A 17,501-nucleotide genomic window follows, 5' to 3' on the forward strand; every position below is an offset into this window, starting at 1 on the left:
AGATCTAGTACACCGGGTATCAATGATTCACATATGGTGACAAAAAATTGTTTAGGGGTGGCAATTATGAACATCAATATTGGGAAGTTGTTGCAAAATCGTGCTGTTTTAATGGGGGACAAGGAAGCATTCGTTCATCAAAACAAGCGTTGGACATTTAAACAGATGAACGCAAGAGCGAATGGCTTTGCAAATTATTTAACAAATCTGGACTATTCAAAAGGGGATCGTATTGCCGTATTATGCAAAAATAATGAAGACTTTATTACGGTCTTAATGGGTGCAGCTAAAATTGGGGTGATTACCGTTGTCCTGAATTGGCGCTTGCAAGTAGCGGAACTGCAATATATTGTGGAGCATAGTAAAGTGAAATTCATAGTTCATGATGTGGACTTTGAGCCGGCAATCAGTGCCCTAAAGGAGCAACTAACGCTAGATTATGTTTATTCCAATCATACAGTCCCTTCCTTACAAGCGATTTTCGAGGAGGATACTGAAGAACCACAATACAAGGCAAGTAATGATGATGTGGCACTGATCATGTACACTTCTGGAACTACGGGTAAACCAAAGGGAGCGATGATTTCACATCATAATCTTTTTGGGGCTGGTATCGGCTTATCACAAACAATTGATTGGTGGGAGGATGACCGTTTCTTAATGGTGGCGCCATTTTTCCATATTGGGGGGATTGCGCCTCTGATTACGAATGTATTGTGTGGCTGTACAATGGTCCTGATGGAGACTTTTGAACCGATTACTGCTTGGAAAACGATTGAACTTGAAAAGATTACGACGATGATGACTGTGCCTACAATGCTTGCCTACTTATTAAAAACGTATGAAGGAGCAAGTGTTGATGCCTCTTCTATTCGTAATATTACGTGTGGCGCTTCTTCCGTACCTGCACCACTTATTCTCGGTTTTCGTCAGTTAGGCATTCCTGTTCAGCAAGTGTACGGCATTACAGAATATACAGGTGCTGTTACGATGTGGAAGGAGCAGATGGATAATGAGAAGTTTGACTCGATGGGCAAATCTGTTATGCATGGTGAAATGAAAATTATTGATGTCAAGACAGAACAAGCGTTACCAATTGGACAGGTAGGCGAAATAATCTTACGCGGCCCACAAGTTTTTGTCGGTTACTTTGATAATGCGGAAGCTACCCATAAAGTATTAAAAAATGGATGGTATTCTACAGGGGATGTTGGCTATATCGATCATGATGGCTATTTGTACGTTGTCGATCGAATGAAAGATATGATTATTAGTGGCGGCGAGAACATTTACTCAGCCGAATTAGAATTAGTACTCGCTGCACATCCGAGTGTTGCAGATGTAGCCGTTATTGGTGTTCCCGATGAAAAGTGGGGAGAGATTCCAAGAGCCTATATCGTGATAAAACCAGAAGCTTCCATGACTGAAACCGCAATTATTCACTTTTGTAAGGAAAAATTAGCCGCCTATAAAGTAGTGAAGGAAGTCATTTTTGTGGAACAACTTCCTCGCAACGCCGTTGGAAAGTTACTCAAGCAGCAGTTAAAACAAGCAGTAGCGCAATGATGATTGAGCCAGCTTCTAGCATGTAAATAAAATTTGGATACTAAAAAATTTCGCTTCCCTTGCTCGGGCGATCCGCAAACCTTGCAGATGAATACGTCTAAGGAGTCTTTTGATGTAAGACGTAATAAAATGTTTGTGTAGTCGGAGGTTCAGTTAGTGAAACCAAACATGCTACAGATGACCGCAAGTTGGACGATTTCGGGAAAGAAAGTAGCGTTACTATAGCTTAAAAGTGAGTTACACATTTTGAAAAGCACAGGTCTTGTAAGAAAGGTGAACTTGGCCGGATAGGTTTTCCAATAGAACTTCTTAGAAAGCTAGGGATTGAAGAAAAGGCCCCTTTAGAATCGAGGATGAACGATTATATTGCGCAAATTTAAAAATCAATCAGCTTGTTACTGGAAGAACTTAAGGAGAATGAAGCTGATCATTAATAACCAGAGGCTGGGACATAACTTTAAATTTTAAGAAAGAGGAGCAAAGTCGTTATTAAATTTTTGCTATCTAAAAATGAAGAAAAATTTAGACGTTCTTCCTTTTGGAATAAATAAAATTCAGAAGAGAGTACTAGTTGATGGTAGCGAAGGCGGCGAATCCTGGGGGATTAGCGTGACGCCTGAGACTACAGGCTCAGGCCACGCCCCCGGAAAGCGTCCGCCGTAGCGGACATCAACGCTTACAGCAAAAAAGTGTTAGATCGATATCAGTCAATCTAACACTTTTTCTCTTTTGTCCCAGCCTCATTTTTTGTAGCTTAGGGGGAATAAGCAATTATCAATTACGCTAAGGCGAAATTGCAAAACTTAAATCATCTTTTTCAGAACCGAATATAAAAACGCAGCATCTTTTCCTACTCCACAAATCAGTGCCGATCCTCTTTGATGTTGCCACGGTAATCCAATATAATATAGCCCGTGTATTGGACTTACACCTCTTCTATGAAGGGGAAAACCATTTGCATCTAAAATTCCCTCTATGTCTATCCATTCGTAGTCAGGAACAAACCCTGTTGACCAAATAATATTTTGCACATTGCTTTTACTGTGATCGCTAAAAGTTATTTCCCTTCCCTGTGTTTGTATGACTCTTGGTTTAATATTAATTTTCTCCTTACGAATCAGACGCTTTAATTCAAGGCCAAAAATAGGGTCACTTTGTTTTCGAAACCATGATCCGCGCCTTGTATCAGTTCCTGCATATAAGAGACCCATCTTTTCTAACCAGTAAAAAATGCTTTTGCCCATGATATTAAGTGGTAAAAATCTAAATGGATGGCTAATAGCAATAGTTACTTCACGATTTTCTGCAAGTTCAGACGCAATTTGCGTACCAGAATTTCCTCCTCCAATCACAAGAACAGGTCCATCTGGAATCAACTCAGGTGATTGATATTGGGAAGAATGAATTTGATACAGCTCTTGTGAAAGCCTTTTGGAAATTGAAGGAATGGACGGTTTCTGAAAAGCACCAGATGCGATGATAACATGCTTAGAAAGAAATATCCCCTTATCAGTAGACACTTCAAATGTATTTTTTAGTTTTTGTACTTTATGTACAGTTGTCTCCATTTTCACTGGTAACAAAAAACGGTTAGCATATGCTTCTAGATAATCCGCGATTTCATCCTTTGTAGGCAATGCATTTTCATCTCCTTGTAATTTTATCCCTGGCAGTGAACTATATGATTTAGGTGTAAATAGAATCAAAGAATCATACCTATTTCTCCATGTGTCTCCAATTCTTTTTTCTCCATCAAGTATGACAAAATTATAGCCCCCTTGTTGCAAGTAATAGCCCATACTTAATCCAGCTTGCCCAGCACCAATCACAATAACATCTAACATCTCTTCATCTCCACTTCCTATTTAAAGATAATGTATGAATATATGAGCAATTGTTCATATATTCATACATTATCAATCATTATAACAATTCCTTCTCACGCGTCAAGTAGTTTTCATCAATTATTATCAGCGTTTTTTTAAAATGTTTTGTCACACATTAAGGATAGGTTAATTGAATAAAGATGTTATGTTCCTCATATAGCTAGAAAAATTTACAAAAAAGATAATGTAAGGTAAAATGAGTACAATCCGAAAACAGAAGGGAGATTAGACTTTTATGCTAAAACTTATTATCGCAAATTAAATTCCAATGAATTTAATAGGAGGGCTATTCTATAATTTAATTATAGGTTTATTTGTGATGCCCTTTTGCGATAACTAAGAAAAGCGATATAATGTCTAATCTATATAAGCAGATAAATAAATTTATGTAATCCAACTAAAGGCAAACACTAGCTTTAGGCTGGTTAACTTTATTTTTTGCGTATAAAAAGACTTTATGAGTTTATTCTCATAAAGTCTTTTGCTGTTTTTAGGAGGTGATAATTCCCATAAATACATGTAATGTACCAAAATGATTGAAACAAAAATTGGAGGGAATTTAAATGGAAAAATATGAATTAGTAAGTGATTATCGGAATAATGAAAGCTTAAAGGAGAGTTTTAATGCCTTAGCTATGAAAACATTCAAACTAGATTTTCGAGGCTGGTACAACAAAGGGTATTGGAATGACAAATATATACCGTATTCATTTGTTGATGAAGGTAAGGTTATTTCAAATGCTTCAATTAATAAAATGTCAATAATTATTGATGGTAAAATGTATAAAGGGGTTCAGATTGGTACAGTAATGACAGATGAAAATTATCGCAATCAAGGTTTGGCTAAGCAATTAATGCAACATATTATGAAAGAACACGAAAATACCTGTGATTTCATGTATCTATTTGCGAATGATACTGTATTGGATTTTTACCCGAAGTTTGGCTTTACACGTCTAAATGAAAGTGAGTTTAGCTTAGACTTAGCAAAAAGCTCAATTCAAAAGAATACGGATGTGAAAGTAAAGCAGCTTACTATTGAAAATGATCTTGCATTACTTGAAAAATTTGCGAAGAAACGCCATGTAAACTCAATGATTTTAGATGTTGCGCATAATGAAAGTTTAATAATGTTTTATTTCACAGTAGTATTTCATGAAGCCATTTTCTTTGTGGAAGATATAGAAACGATTGTGCTAATGGAGGAAGAAGAAGATACTCTGCATATTTTCGATATCATTTCGTTAGATGTACCAAATGTTGAAGCTATATTAGCAAGCATTGTAAGGGAAACAACGAAAAAAGTGGTATTTTATTTCACACCTGATTTTACAATCGAGGGCATGACAGCAACCATTATGCCAAATGATGATGATGCTTTATTCATCTTAACGAAAAAGTCATTGTTAAAGGGTAACTTTATGTTGCCGTTAACATCACATTGTTAATTGGAGTGAAATATCTATACTGGAGTTAGTATGGATACAGCTTACGCTTTAGAGTTTTGTGTCGAACGTGAAAAAATTATGGTTTTATCTATGTGTCAAAAACAAGTAGTATAGCACCTATTATTGCAGTTCAAACTGCATTCATTACATTCCCTATAGTAGGAATCGTGAATTGGTTAATGACAAATGATCGTGAAGCATAGCCGAGTTTTAAATAAAAAGAGGAGAAAACGATTTCGTTTTCTCCTTATTTTTCTGGAATACGTCTATAGTTGTTTTTTTAGAAGCGAAAGAGCAAAAACATTTATTCCGTGAAATTGAGAGTTAACGCCTAACTATGCTGTTTATAATTTTTGATAGTGTTTGAAGAGGTTTTCTACTTTATCCTGGATTATGACTAACATTATTATGTTGATTTAAGAATTTTCATTTTGGACACCTCGACTTTACGTTGTTTTGTTAGGCTAATTATAGCATGGTGGTTCTTATTGGGTAATAAGGGGATGTTTGTTGTTAAATGAAAATAAAGTTATTTAATTTATAATAAAGTGCTAAAAAAATAATAAAGTTGTTTAATTCTTATTAGACTAACGGTGACGACCTTTAAGGGCATAGCGGTGTCATTTGTAAGGCTCACGTGTAGTTTAATTCCTGAACATTCACCGTGGCAAAAGGTCCAGGGTAAGCGTGATTTTCCAACAGTAATCGTTGTCGAATCCATAGACAATAGAGTTTTTGGCATGTCGAGTGTGCGATGGGCAGCACGATTCAATTTGCCTACAATGACTTCAAAAATACGCTTGATAATCCATTAATACAGCGCTTTCAAGTGCTTAGAAAGCGAGGGATGGTCGACTGAAATCAGTCCGTTACTTGGTCCAACCTCAGCTCCCTTTAACGGAATAACTTATTATTTCTCAACAGTTCCTTAATCGAACTTCTTTTCTTTTTTACTATAAGACCCCTCTAGCTGGATGAGTGCTCTTTTTTCCGCTGAAGGGACGCGAAATTTTTTGTTATCCTGTTGTTAGTCATTACCGATCGTTATTTGGGATAGGTCCTCTTTATTGTCGCTATTAATACCTCTACTAAATGTTCCATGTGCTGCCAAGTCGCTTCTTGTGATCGACCGGGCAAGTTTTTATAGGTGATTAAGATACCATTTAAGGAAGCAAAAAACAGCTGAACAGCACTTTTTAGTTCTTTTTCAGGCAGGTGTTTGCTTAAAGCTTCGCGAAAAATTGAAAATAAGTCATCTGTAATGTCACGAAGTCCTGCTGAAACACTGCCATGCTGGTCGTTTTCCAACATAAAATAAGTCATCATTTGATATAAATTATCATGTCTATACATATAGTCTACATATTTATTCGCGAGTACTGCCAATTGCTGATCTTGTGTTTCGATTGTTTGCCGTAGCGCGTTTAATAATTTCGTACTTTCAATTTGAAAGGCTGTCATAAAAAGATGTTGTTGATCATCGAAATATTGATAGATGAGTCCAGGCGAAACATTGGCGTCTTTCGCAATAGCCCGCATACTTACTTCAGAAAATGGCTTTGAACTAAATAGTTGGATAGCAGCGTTAATAATATTTTGTCTATTAATATGTTTTTTCTGTTCACGCTTGGATAATGTTTGAACTTCTTTTTCTTCCATAATTAGTGGGCACCTTCTCATTTTTTCACTGTCATGTTATATAGATTCTATAAAAAATAGGGCAAATATACAATATGGAGCTTATCAGAAAATGATAGGTATTTTAGATAGCGCCATTAAGTAGAATGGGTGACTACGTGCAGGTTTTACTCGTCCTACATGCGAAAGAGGGAAAAGCGGAGGCCATCGTACAATTTGAGTAAATTTATGCAGAATAGCTTTTTATGTGGGCAATGGGGTAGATGCACAAGCTTTTTTGCAGGTAGGCGCAAAAAAGCTTTAAAAACAAACATACGCGCAGATGCGCTGAAAAACCGCGGACAGCTCTTATGTGGAAAAGTCTTTTGTTGTGAAGTGCTCCTGAAAATGACTCGACATTCATTTTATGCTACACTCTTTTTACAAAGAGTAAAGGGGGAGAAAGGGTGTATAAACTAGAGAAAAGTATTGAAATTGAAGAGAATCGTGATGTGCAATATGCACATGGTAAGGTGGCCGTTCAGGGAATCGGCATGAGTGTATATAGCTTTTTTGTGGATGGCTTACTCATTGATACAGGCTCTAACTCGCTGTCGCAGGAGTTTCAATCATTTTTTAAAGACTTACCAATTGAGCAGTTAGCGTTGACCCATGCACATGAAGATCATACAGGAAATGCAGCATGGATACAGCAACATATGACTGTGCCAATCTATGTACATCGTGAGTCAGTAGGCATTTGTGCACAGGATGGGGAGTATCCATTGTATCGCCAAGCATTGTGGGGGGAGCGTCCAGCGTTTGTTGCGCAGCCGTTTGGTAACACATTGCAAACGAAGTCAGCTACATGGGATATTATCTCGACACCTGGACATACAACTGACCATCTATCGTTTTACAATCGGGCGACCGGTGCCATGTTTACAGGGGATTTATATATACAAACGAAAACCAAGGTAGCGCTGGATGAAGAAAACATCGTACATACCTTGGCGTCGTTAAAAAAAATATTACACTATGATTTTGAAACGGTATATTGCTGTCATGCTGGCTTTTTAGCAGATGGTCGCACGAAAATCCAAGAGAAAATAACGTACTTAGAAGAATTAGAAGGCGAGGTCCGAAAGCTTTATGACCAAGGCCGTTCAGTGGATGAAATAACAAAAGCTATCTTCCGTCGCGATTACCCCATTACCAAAGCTTCAGGGGAGCAGTGGTCTTCAAAACATATTATCACTGCCTTCACGAAGCAATTTATGCAAGAGTCCTTACGCTAAGGGCTCTTTTTTTTGCGTAGTTTTTGGCATGGGTTGCGCAAATAAGCTATGATTTCGCTTGGGTGAAGCGAAGGGATGCTCAGGGTGATAGAATCTGCCGCAGCTACTACGAAAAATTCGCATTGGAGGCATAAAGGTTTCACTGCAATAATAAAAATGATTGTGAAAAAATATGAAGAAATTGTGACAAAGTCAACTGTAACAATGGATGCGCTTACATTAGTTTGTGAAATTCTTCTCATTTACTCGAGAAAAATACTATGTGAAAAGTTGAGCAGGCTAAAAAGCGCTATCAGTACATTTTCACGAAAGGCTTCCAATGTATTAATTATGTTAAAATAATTGATTGTGAAAGTTATAACAAAATGAAAAAATGTTTTTAACGATAAAGAATCAAGTATTTTCAAAGAAAAAATGTAATTATCAGAATTTTTCGTTGACTATGTTTTCACAAAGTATTATGATTCTGGAATACAAAGAAAACTCAAAGGGAAAAGGATGGGGTCGAATGGATATTATGAAAAAGGCATTAGATATGCATGCGCATTATAGTGGGAAATTAGAGGTTATTTCAAAGGTGCCGGTACAGGATTCATATGATCTCAGCCTAGCTTACTCACCAGGTGTTGCTGCTCCGTGCATCGAGATTGAAAAAAATCCTTCGTTAGTTTATGACTATACGATGAAGGGGAATATGGTTGCGATTGTATCGGATGGTACGGCAGTACTTGGCTTAGGGGATATTGGACCGAAAGCTGCGTTACCTGTAATGGAAGGAAAGGCTATTTTATTAAAGCGTTTTGCCAATGTTGATGCTTTTCCAATTTGTTTAGATACGAAGAGTACGGATGAAATCGTCAGCATTGTGAAGGCGCTTGCCCCAACATTTGGCGCAGTGAACCTAGAAGATATTTCAGCACCGCGTTGTTTTGAAATTGAAGACCGTTTGCGTCAGGAATGTGATATTCCTGTGTTTCACGATGATCAGCATGGAACGGCAATTGTAGTGGGTGCGGGAATGATTAACGCGAATCGCATCGTGAAAAAAGATGTGGAGACCATGAAGGTTGTCATTAATGGTGCGGGTGCAGCGGGCATTGCAATTTTACGAATTCTTGTGCAAATGGGCTATAAAAATGTATATATGTGTGATACAAAGGGCCTTATTTATGAGGGCCGAGCTGAGGGCATGAATCCGATAAAAGAGGCGGTTGCTCATTTAACAAATCCACAAAAATTACACGGTACGTTGGAGGATGCGCTAGTAGAGGCAGATGTCTTTATCGGCGTGTCCGTTGCAAATTTACTGACAGAAGCGCACATTGCTTCGATGAATGACAATCCAGTTGTCTTTGCACTAGCGAATCCAAATCCAGAAATTACGTATGACAATGCAAAGGCTTGGGGCGTACGTATTATGGGAACTGGGCGTTCAGACTATCCAAACCAAATCAATAATGTCCTTGCTTTCCCAGGCATTTTCCGTGGGGCATTGGATGTACGTGCCACAGATATTAATGAAACGATGAAGCTAGCGGCAGTGGAAGCCATTGCTTCACTTGTAAGCGATGAAGAATTGAACGAAGAATATATCGTACCGAAATCACTAGATGGCAGAGTTGTAGAAATTGTTTCGCGTGCTGTTAGTGGGGCAGCTGTTGAATCGGGCGTATCTGAGCTATTCCAGCAATCGACAGTCCTTACAGTATAAACGAGAAATCGTTAATAGAGAGGCCATCAAAGCAAGAGGATGGTCTCTCTTATTTTTGCAGTTTCATCATTATTGTCCTATTTATTTTGTTTTTCACAGTGGAAAACTCGAAAAATGTTGTTTTTTGTCTAATCGTATAATAAAATGTAGTGAGAATAATGTCATAATTGTCAATTAATTTTGATAGAAAAAATACTCATTTTGTTTGAAGGGAGGTATAATTATAGTAAAAAAGACTTTTATTTATTTATACTAAATAAGAAAAATGATTTAGCGTCCGCAAAAAAATATATATAAAAGGTGTGACTAGTGAATTTGAAAGCAATTATAAAATTTCGTTCCATTAAAACAAAACTTATCGTTTTTTCATTAATCCTTTTAATTATCCCATTAGTGACTTTAGGCTTTTTAAGCTATCAACAAAGTAAGTCGAGTTTAGAGGACGTAGGAAAAGAAAATTTAAAAAACAGCGTAGAAATGACCATTGAAATGATTAAATTTTTAAATAAAGATGTCGAGGCAGGAAAGCTTCCATTGGCAGAAGCGCAAGAGAAAGTAAAAGTAGCGATATTGGGTGAAAAAACGGCTGAGGGTAAAAGACCACTTAATAAGAATATTAAGCTAGGTGACAACGGTTATATTTTCGTTGTCGATCAAGAGGGCGTTTCAGTCGCGAATCCAAATATAGAAGGGGCAAATGTGTGGGATGAAGTTGACAGTAATGGTGTAAAGTTTATTCAAGAAATGATAAAAGAGGGAAATAATGGCGGAGGTTTTGTCTCTTATGAATGGCCATTGCCTAATACGGATACGATAGAAGAGAAAAGTGTATATGCAAAAACGGATCCCTATTGGGGTTGGACAATCGGTGCAAGTACATATACTGTAGAATTCGAAAAACCAGCTGACAAGATATTAAATTTAACATTAATCGTCATTGGTATTGCGTTTGTTTTGGGGATTCTAGTTATTTGGAAGTATGCAAGTAGTATGACTAAGCCAATTAATAAAGTAGCGGAGGCGATGGTTCTTTTCGCAGACGGTGACTTAACTCGTGAAAACATCGAAATCAAATCAGATGATGAAATTGGCAAATTGGCTAGTGCAATGAATCAAATGCAGAACAAACTTAAAGATATGATTTACAAGATTTCGCAAGCTTCAGATCTAATTACTCGTTCAAGTGATGAGCTAACACAGTCAGCAAATGAAGTAAAAATGGGAACGGAGCAAGTGGCATTGACGATGCATGATTTAGCTACTGGTGCAGAAGGGCAAGCCCATCATTCGAGTGAATTAACTTCTTTAATGGATAGCTTTACTTCAGATTTACATAAAACAAATAAATATGGCGAGGATATTCACCAGTCATCCGTTGAGGTGTTGAATCTTACGAATGATGGTAGCCATTTAATGGCGTCCTCTAATGAACAAATGTCGAAAATCGATAACATTGTCCAAAATGCCGTGGAAAAAGTGAAAAATTTAGACGCTCAATCTCAAGAAATTTCGAAATTAGTCATTGTTATTAAAGATATAGCAAATCAAACCAATTTATTGGCCTTAAATGCGGCTATTGAGGCAGCAAGAGCTGGTGAGCATGGAAAAGGCTTTGCGGTTGTTGCAGATGAAGTCAGAAAACTTGCTGAACAAGTAGCCTTTTCGGTGAATGATATTACAGGCATTGTGACGAATATCCAAGATGATTTTGATGTAGTTACAGGCTCTTTAGAAGATGGCTATAAAGAGGTAAAACAAGGAACACATCAAATTAAAGCAACGAGTGAAACCTTTGATACCATTAGCCATTCCATCACGGATGTCGTAGAAAGCGTTAAATTGATTGCCACGAATTTATCGATTGTGGCTGAAGATGGTCAAAAAATGAATAGCTCCATTCAGGAAATTGCCGCAGTCGCAGAAGAATCAGCAGCAGGAATTGAACAAACGACAGCTACGACCGAGCAGGCAAGTACTTCTATGGAAGAGATGGCTGGAAAATCAGCGCAACTTGCTGATTTAGCACTGAAACTGAACGAGCTAATTGCTCAATTTAAACTGTAGAACGCTTGAATAATTTACAAAAGTCAATATGAAAAACGAGGCTGGGACAAAAGAGAAAAAGTGTTAGATTGACTGATGTCAATCTAACACTTTTTTGCTGTAAGCGTTGATGTCCGCTACGGCGGACGCTTTCCGGGGGCGTGGCCTTCGCTACCATCAACTAGTGCTCTCTTCTAAAATTTATTTATTCCAAAAGGAAGAACGTCTAAATTTTTCTTCATTTCAGATAGCAAAAATTTAATAACGCCTATGCTCCTCTTTCTTAAAATTTAAAGTTTTGTCCCAGCCTCGTTTTTGGCTATAAAGGTAAAAATCCGAGTAAACGCCTGCGAGTCATATTTGCCACGCAAGAGCAAGAGACGCAGCGGGCGTATAAACCTTGCCCGCGAAAAGCGTTGTGAATTTTATCCCGCATTAACGGTTAGTAATTTATCTGTTCCGAAAGCGAAGCGTCAGGTACAAGACGCCCACCTCAAGTGGAAAGAAGAGAACGAGTCAACTAGGTGGGCGATCAACTGACCGTAAAAGCCCGATTGGTTCAACTAACAATCAGTAGGGGTGAAGAAAACCCTCACTGATTGAAGTTTCACTTTATGGTTTGAAGGACTTTTTAGATAGTCCGATTTCTTTACATCATCCCGACACCAATCAGGCCAATAAAGAGAACTACAATAAGGACAAAGAAGATAATGAATAAAATACAAGAAGGAATAAAGATTGTAAAGAAAGCCTTCCAGTTTGAAATTTCGTGTGCTTCCGCTACAACGCCGACAGTAATAACAAAGGACCAAATACCAGCAACTATAGTTGCTAACGTTGTTGGCCAAAAAATCCAAGGTGCTGATCCTGCTAAGTTAGCGTCCATTAAAGATTCAGGTGAAGTAAAGAGCCAAATTAAATAAAAAGGAATCAGGACGATCATCGGTATGGCGCTTAAGCTAATTCCTTTAAATAATGCAGAGAAGGTCGCCGTCCCTTTAAAGAGTTTACCGAATAGCCAAGTGATAAAAGCGGAGAAGGCTGTACCGATAATTCCGGCAATCGGTGCGATAATTACACAAAATAGCGCGATAATCCAAGGGGATAATTCAGGCATAAAATTACTATCAATAAGTCCAGAAAGCAATGAACCGATATAACCAATTGACAATACAAGAATCGCAAAACCAATGGATTTAACATCAATCATGTAACGAGCTGTTTGTTTTGGATGCATCCATACATTCAAAAACGGATTGACTGTTGGCCTTTCTTGCGTTGTATCATTATAGTTTTCCATCAAACTACCTCCAAATATAATAGAATAATTGCATGTTGCGTATAGTTAATATACGACTGGTGTGACGAAAAGTTTCATAAAAAAGTAAAGAAGATGACTTTAGACTTGTATCAGTCATCTTCGTCTGCGCTAAGTCTAATGTTAAACATAAAAAGAGCCGCAAAATAGCGGCTCCGTTTAGCTTTTTTATTCAGCTAGCATAATTTTTTCAAGTTCTAATGGCTCGATGTATTGTTCGCCTTTGTAGGCACGCATATTGCCCCCTGAAATTTCATCAATCAATAAAATTTCATTTGTTTGTGCGTCGCGACCAAATTCTAATTTAATATCGTAAAGTGTTAAGCCTTTTTTCGCAAGCTCTGCGCCAACGAATTTAGAAATTTCAATCGTACGTTGCTTTAAGATTGCATATTCTTCGTGTGTTAGCAGGTTTAACATCGCTAAAGCATCTTCAGAAATAGGAGGATCTAGGCGATCGTCATCTTTGATTGTTACTTCTACGAAAGAATCTAAATCTTGTCCTTCTTGTACGTAAGCACCATAGCGGCGTAAGAAAGATCCTACAGCCTTAAAGCGGCAAATTACTTCTAAACCTTTACCGAAAACCGTTGCAGGTTTTACAGTCATTGTAGCATCATCGAAGTTTGCATCTACGTAGTGAGTAGGGATACCTTGTTCGTTTAGTTTTGAGTAGAAATAAGAAGTTAAGCGAAGACCAGCAAGACCAGCACCGTCAATTGTTAAACCTACAGTATTTGCGCCTGGATCGAATACGCCGTTTTCACCAGTTACATCATCTTTAAATTTTAATAAGTAATGACCATCTTCTAGTTTGAACACATTTTTCGTTTTACCTGTATACAATAATTCCACAAAAAACCCTCCAATATTTCATAGTACCTTATGATTATAACACGAATGTTTTAAATGTTTAATATAAAAAATGTTCGTTTTAAACAATAATTACTGTGTTTTTTTACTTGTTATCTATCAAAAAATAAGATGATAACGAATAATCGTTATCATCTTAAGTGAAATTAAGAAAATTTAAATTTTTTCAGTAGGGGTGTTCAACCGCTATAGGGTTCAATAAAAGAATGTACTTAATATACGCCTTCAGATAGCATACCATTTGCAACTTTTACGAAGCCTGCGATATTTGCGCCAACTACAAGGTTACCAGGGTAGCCGTATTTATCAGCAGCCGCTTTACTATCTGCATAAATGTCTTTCATAATTTGGTGTAGTTTAGCATCTACTTCTTCAAATGACCAAAATACACGGCTTGAATCTTGCGCCATCTCAAGAGCAGAAACAGCAACGCCACCAGCATTTGCTGCTTTCGCAGGGCCGAATAATACGCCAGCATTTAAGAATTCATTAATTGCTTCAAGGTCAGATGGCATGTTTGCTCCTTCACCAATTGCTTTCACACCATTTGAGATTAACGTACGAGCTGCGTCACCGTCAATTTCGTTTTGTGTAGCACATGGCAGGGCGATATCACATGGAATTGACCAGATACCTGTGCAACCTTCTGTAAATGTAGCATTTGGACGATAGTTTAAGTATGTTGAGATACGCTCACCTTTTACTTCTTTGATTTCCTTAATCGCATCAAGGTCTAAACCGTCTGGATCATGGACATAGCCTGAAGAGTCAGAGCAAGCTACTACTTTTGCACCGTATGCCTGCGCTTTTTCGATTGCGTAAGTTGATACGTTACCTGAACCTGAAACGACAACTGTTTTGCCCTCGAATGAATCATTTGCATCTTGTAGCATTTCTTTTACAAAATAAACTGTGCCGTAACCAGTAGCCTCTTTACGAGCTAAAGATCCGCCATAACCAGGAGTTTTACCAGTTAATACACCTGATTCGCTTGCTTTTGTTAAACGTTTGTATTGCCCCCATAAATAGCCAACTTCACGAGCACCTACACCAATATCACCAGCAGGAACATCGACATCTGGACCGATATGACGGTATAATTCAGTCATGAATGCTTGACAGAAGCGCATGATTTCTGAGTCTGATTTTCCTTTAGGATTGAAGTTAGAGCCGCCTTTACCACCACCGATTGGTTGGCCAGTTAAAGCATTTTTGAAGATTTGTTCAAAACCTAAGAATTTGATGATTGATTCATTTACGGAAGGGTGGAAGCGAAGACCGCCTTTGTATGGGCCCATTACATTGCTATACTGCACACGATAACCACGGTTTACTTGAACTTGGTTGTTATCATCTTGCCAAGCTACGCGGAATGAGATAATGCGATCTGGTTCCACGATACGTGATAAGATATTTGCTTTAATATATTCAGGGTGTTGTGCAAATACAGGCACTAATGAGATGAAAATCTCTTCAGCTGCTTGTAAGAACTCCGCTTGATGACTGTTTTGTTGTTTCAGTTGTTCGAATACGCCATCTACGTATTCTTTCGCTAATTGCTCGTTGCTTACAGTTGTTGTTGTCATAGTGAAAACCTCCAAATGTTTGATAGGGGTATCGTATATCTATTTTTCGCACTATTCAATAAAATACTTTTTCCAATGACGTTAAGTTTGTGAAAAAATGAGCAAGCAGGGTGCTGAAATAATTATATTAAAATAATAAACAGGTGATTGATTCATCTAATTATGAGAAGGGAATGATGCCTTATTGTGAAGTTATTAATTGACGCTGACGCCTGTCCAGTCGTGGATTTAGCGCTTTCTATATCATCTGAGTATGAGATTGAAACTATCTTGTTTTGCGATACATCACACCGTATTGAACGTGATAACGTAATAACAATTATGGTGCCCAAGGGTCCTGATTCGGTTGATTTCACGCTAGTGAATGCGCTTTCAAAACACGATATTGTCATTACACAGGATTATGGTCTAGCAGCCATGGTTTTGGCGAGAGGGGGATATCCAATCGATCAAAATGGGCGTGAAATGTCAAATGAAAACATCGAACGTTTGCTCGATATGCGCCATGTTGGACAGAAAATCAGGCGTGCAGGTGGACGAACCAAGGGACCTAAAAAACGAACGCAAGAAAACAATATTTCGTTCGAATTGAAATTTCGACAAATTTGTGAACGAGCAATTTTAGCAAAGAAAACGGAGGAATCAGCAGATGGAAAATGAGCGTAAACACGAACTATTCGATCGATATCCGTTACTAAAAGACATGGCAAATGAAGATACTGTCTTTTGGAAAAATACAAAATGGATAAAAACGGCAAAAACGGAGCTCTTTTCGATGCAGGAAGTAGAGGATGCGGAAGAAACGCTTAAACGCTTTTCTTCCTATTTAATAGTAGCATTTCCTGAGCTTGCGAAAAGTAAGGGTCTTATTGAATCATCTATACAAGAGATACCTGCTATGAAAGAGGCACTTGAAAAACAATATCATCTATCGATACCAGGTCGATTCCTATTGAAATGCGATTATGCTTTACCGATCTCAGGCTCTATTAAAGCACGTGGCGGAATTTATGAAGTGTTAAAGCATGCGGAACGACTAGCCATGGCTCATGGAAAACTAAAAAAAGAGGATGATTATGCCGTTTTAGCAACAGAAGAACTCAGATCATTCTTCCAACAATACACGATTGCAGTAGGTTCTACAGGCAATTTAGGATTAAGTATCGGCATTATTGGCAAAAAACTCGGCTTTAATGTTGTTGTACATATGTCCAGTGACGCAAAAGAGTGGAAAAAGGCATTACTGCGAGAGAAAGGTGCAACCGTTATTGAATATCAAGCAGATTATAGTGTAGCTGTTGAACAAGGTCGTCAGGAAGCCGAACAAGATCCATTGTGTCATTTTATAGATGATGAGAACTCAAAGGACTTATTTGCCGGATATGCGGTGGCAGCAAAGCGTTTAAAGGTTCAATGTGAAAAGACGAACATTATAGTGGATGATACCCATCCATTGTTCGTGTATTTACCATGTGGTGTTGGTGGTGGACCAGGCGGGGTAGCGTACGGTTTACGTGAAATTTTCGGAGAACACGTCCATATTTTCTTTGCTGAACCGGTGGCATCTCCTTGCATGACCATTGGGTTAATGACAGGTTTACATGACGCCATTAGTGTAGAGGATATCGGTCTGGACAATAAAACAGAAGCGGATGGCTTAGCAGTAGGGCGAGCTTCAAAATTTGTTGGGAAAGTGATGGAAACTTATATTAATGGCTGTTATACAGTGAAGGATGAAGAATTATTTACATCACTCGCTTTAGCCATGGAATCCGAGGAGCTATTTTTAGAGCCATCTGCCCATGCGGGAATGTTTGGTGCCATTCAATTGATGAAAAATGGGCAAGCTTATTTAGAGAAGCATGCATTAACAGAGAAAATGGCACAGGCGACGCATCTTGTGTGGGCAACTGGCGGTAGTATGGTACCTCAGGAGATGCGCGAGGAGTATTTGCAGAAGGTATGAGGTTACGTTAAATGCGTCCATTTATTTATATTTCTCCAAATATACCACCAGTGAACATGAGCGTGCTAAGCTATGACGACTGGTGGTGTATGAGTGGGATTGTCATTCAAAACTTTCAAGTTCAATGTCAATCTTTAGAGAAGATCATGACAAAATGAAGACTGTCTTCTCAAAGGTTGTTGCGGTTAA

The 17,501-nt window shown here is 38.1% G+C and carries 13 protein-coding genes; 8 read left to right on the forward strand and 5 right to left on the reverse strand.

Annotated features, from left to right (window positions below; all coding sequences use genetic code 11):
- Positions 1-66 precede the first annotated feature (66 nt).
- Positions 67-1,566, forward strand: a complete 1,500-nt coding sequence (gene menE / locus ACQKII_RS17990; RefSeq protein WP_427461559.1) for an o-succinylbenzoate--CoA ligase — start codon at positions 67-69, stop codon at positions 1,564-1,566.
- Positions 1,567-2,369: 803 nt separating this feature from the next.
- Here menE and ACQKII_RS17995 read toward each other — a convergent pair.
- Positions 2,370-3,410 carry a flavin-containing monooxygenase gene (locus ACQKII_RS17995; RefSeq protein ID WP_427461561.1) on the reverse strand — a complete coding sequence of 347 codons (1,041 nt, stop codon included), beginning with the start codon at positions 3,408-3,410 and terminating at the stop codon, positions 2,370-2,372.
- 605 nt (positions 3,411-4,015) lie between these two features.
- Between ACQKII_RS17995 and ACQKII_RS18000 the strand changes: the two genes are divergently transcribed.
- Positions 4,016-4,900 carry a GNAT family N-acetyltransferase gene (locus ACQKII_RS18000; protein ID WP_427461563.1) on the forward strand — a complete coding sequence of 295 codons (885 nt, stop codon included), beginning with the start codon at positions 4,016-4,018 and terminating at the stop codon, positions 4,898-4,900.
- A 1,044-nt stretch (positions 4,901-5,944) separates the two neighbouring features.
- Here ACQKII_RS18000 and ACQKII_RS18005 read toward each other — a convergent pair.
- Positions 5,945-6,559, reverse strand: a complete 615-nt coding sequence (locus tag ACQKII_RS18005) for a TetR/AcrR family transcriptional regulator (protein WP_427461565.1) — start codon at positions 6,557-6,559, stop codon at positions 5,945-5,947.
- A gap of 425 nt (positions 6,560-6,984) precedes the next feature.
- Between ACQKII_RS18005 and ACQKII_RS18010 the strand changes: the two genes are divergently transcribed.
- The 3 genes from ACQKII_RS18010 to ACQKII_RS18020 all read left to right on the forward strand — a co-directional run bounded on the left by ACQKII_RS18010 (position 6,985) and on the right by ACQKII_RS18020 (position 11,590).
- Positions 6,985-7,815, forward strand: coding sequence for an MBL fold metallo-hydrolase (locus tag ACQKII_RS18010; protein WP_427461567.1), 831 nt, complete (start codon positions 6,985-6,987; stop codon positions 7,813-7,815).
- Positions 7,816-8,323: 508 nt separating this feature from the next.
- Positions 8,324-9,526: an NAD(P)-dependent malic enzyme gene (locus ACQKII_RS18015; protein ID WP_427461569.1), complete on the forward strand. Its 1,203-nt coding sequence runs from the start codon at positions 8,324-8,326 to the stop codon at positions 9,524-9,526.
- Between the two features lie 309 nt (positions 9,527-9,835).
- The gene (locus ACQKII_RS18020) at positions 9,836-11,590 is read left to right on the forward strand and encodes a methyl-accepting chemotaxis protein (RefSeq protein ID WP_427461571.1); all 1,755 of its coding nucleotides are present in this window, start codon (positions 9,836-9,838) and stop codon (positions 11,588-11,590) included.
- 628 nt (positions 11,591-12,218) lie between these two features.
- Here ACQKII_RS18020 and ACQKII_RS18025 read toward each other — a convergent pair.
- The 3 genes from ACQKII_RS18025 to gdhA all read right to left on the reverse strand — a co-directional run bounded on the left by ACQKII_RS18025 (position 12,219) and on the right by gdhA (position 15,346).
- Positions 12,219-12,869, reverse strand: a complete 651-nt coding sequence (locus tag ACQKII_RS18025; RefSeq protein ID WP_427461573.1) for a YIP1 family protein — start codon at positions 12,867-12,869, stop codon at positions 12,219-12,221.
- 186 nt (positions 12,870-13,055) lie between these two features.
- Positions 13,056-13,742, reverse strand: a complete 687-nt coding sequence (locus ACQKII_RS18030) for a phosphoribosylaminoimidazolesuccinocarboxamide synthase (RefSeq protein WP_427461575.1) — start codon at positions 13,740-13,742, stop codon at positions 13,056-13,058.
- Between the two features lie 230 nt (positions 13,743-13,972).
- A complete protein-coding gene (gene gdhA, locus ACQKII_RS18035) occupies positions 13,973-15,346 on the reverse strand; it encodes an NADP-specific glutamate dehydrogenase (protein ID WP_427461577.1) in 1,374 nt (457 codons plus the stop codon).
- A gap of 186 nt (positions 15,347-15,532) precedes the next feature.
- Between gdhA and ACQKII_RS18040 the strand changes: the two genes are divergently transcribed.
- From ACQKII_RS18040 to ACQKII_RS18050, 3 genes are read left to right on the forward strand one after another with little or no spacing between them, the layout of a single operon-like run.
- Positions 15,533-16,006: a YaiI/YqxD family protein gene (locus ACQKII_RS18040; RefSeq protein ID WP_427461579.1), complete on the forward strand. Its 474-nt coding sequence runs from the start codon at positions 15,533-15,535 to the stop codon at positions 16,004-16,006.
- Positions 15,996-17,312: a D-serine ammonia-lyase gene (locus ACQKII_RS18045; protein WP_427461581.1), complete on the forward strand. Its 1,317-nt coding sequence runs from the start codon at positions 15,996-15,998 to the stop codon at positions 17,310-17,312. The genes ACQKII_RS18040 and ACQKII_RS18045 overlap by 11 nt, the downstream gene beginning before the upstream one ends.
- An 11-nt stretch (positions 17,313-17,323) precedes the next feature.
- Entirely contained in the window at positions 17,324-17,470 is a 147-nt protein-coding gene (locus ACQKII_RS18050; protein WP_427461583.1) for a hypothetical protein, read from the forward strand.
- The last annotated feature ends 31 nt before the right edge of the window (positions 17,471-17,501 follow it).

The organism is Lysinibacillus sp. NPDC048646, assembly GCF_050272295.1.
GTDB lineage: Bacteria > Bacillota > Bacilli > Bacillales_A > Planococcaceae > Lysinibacillus.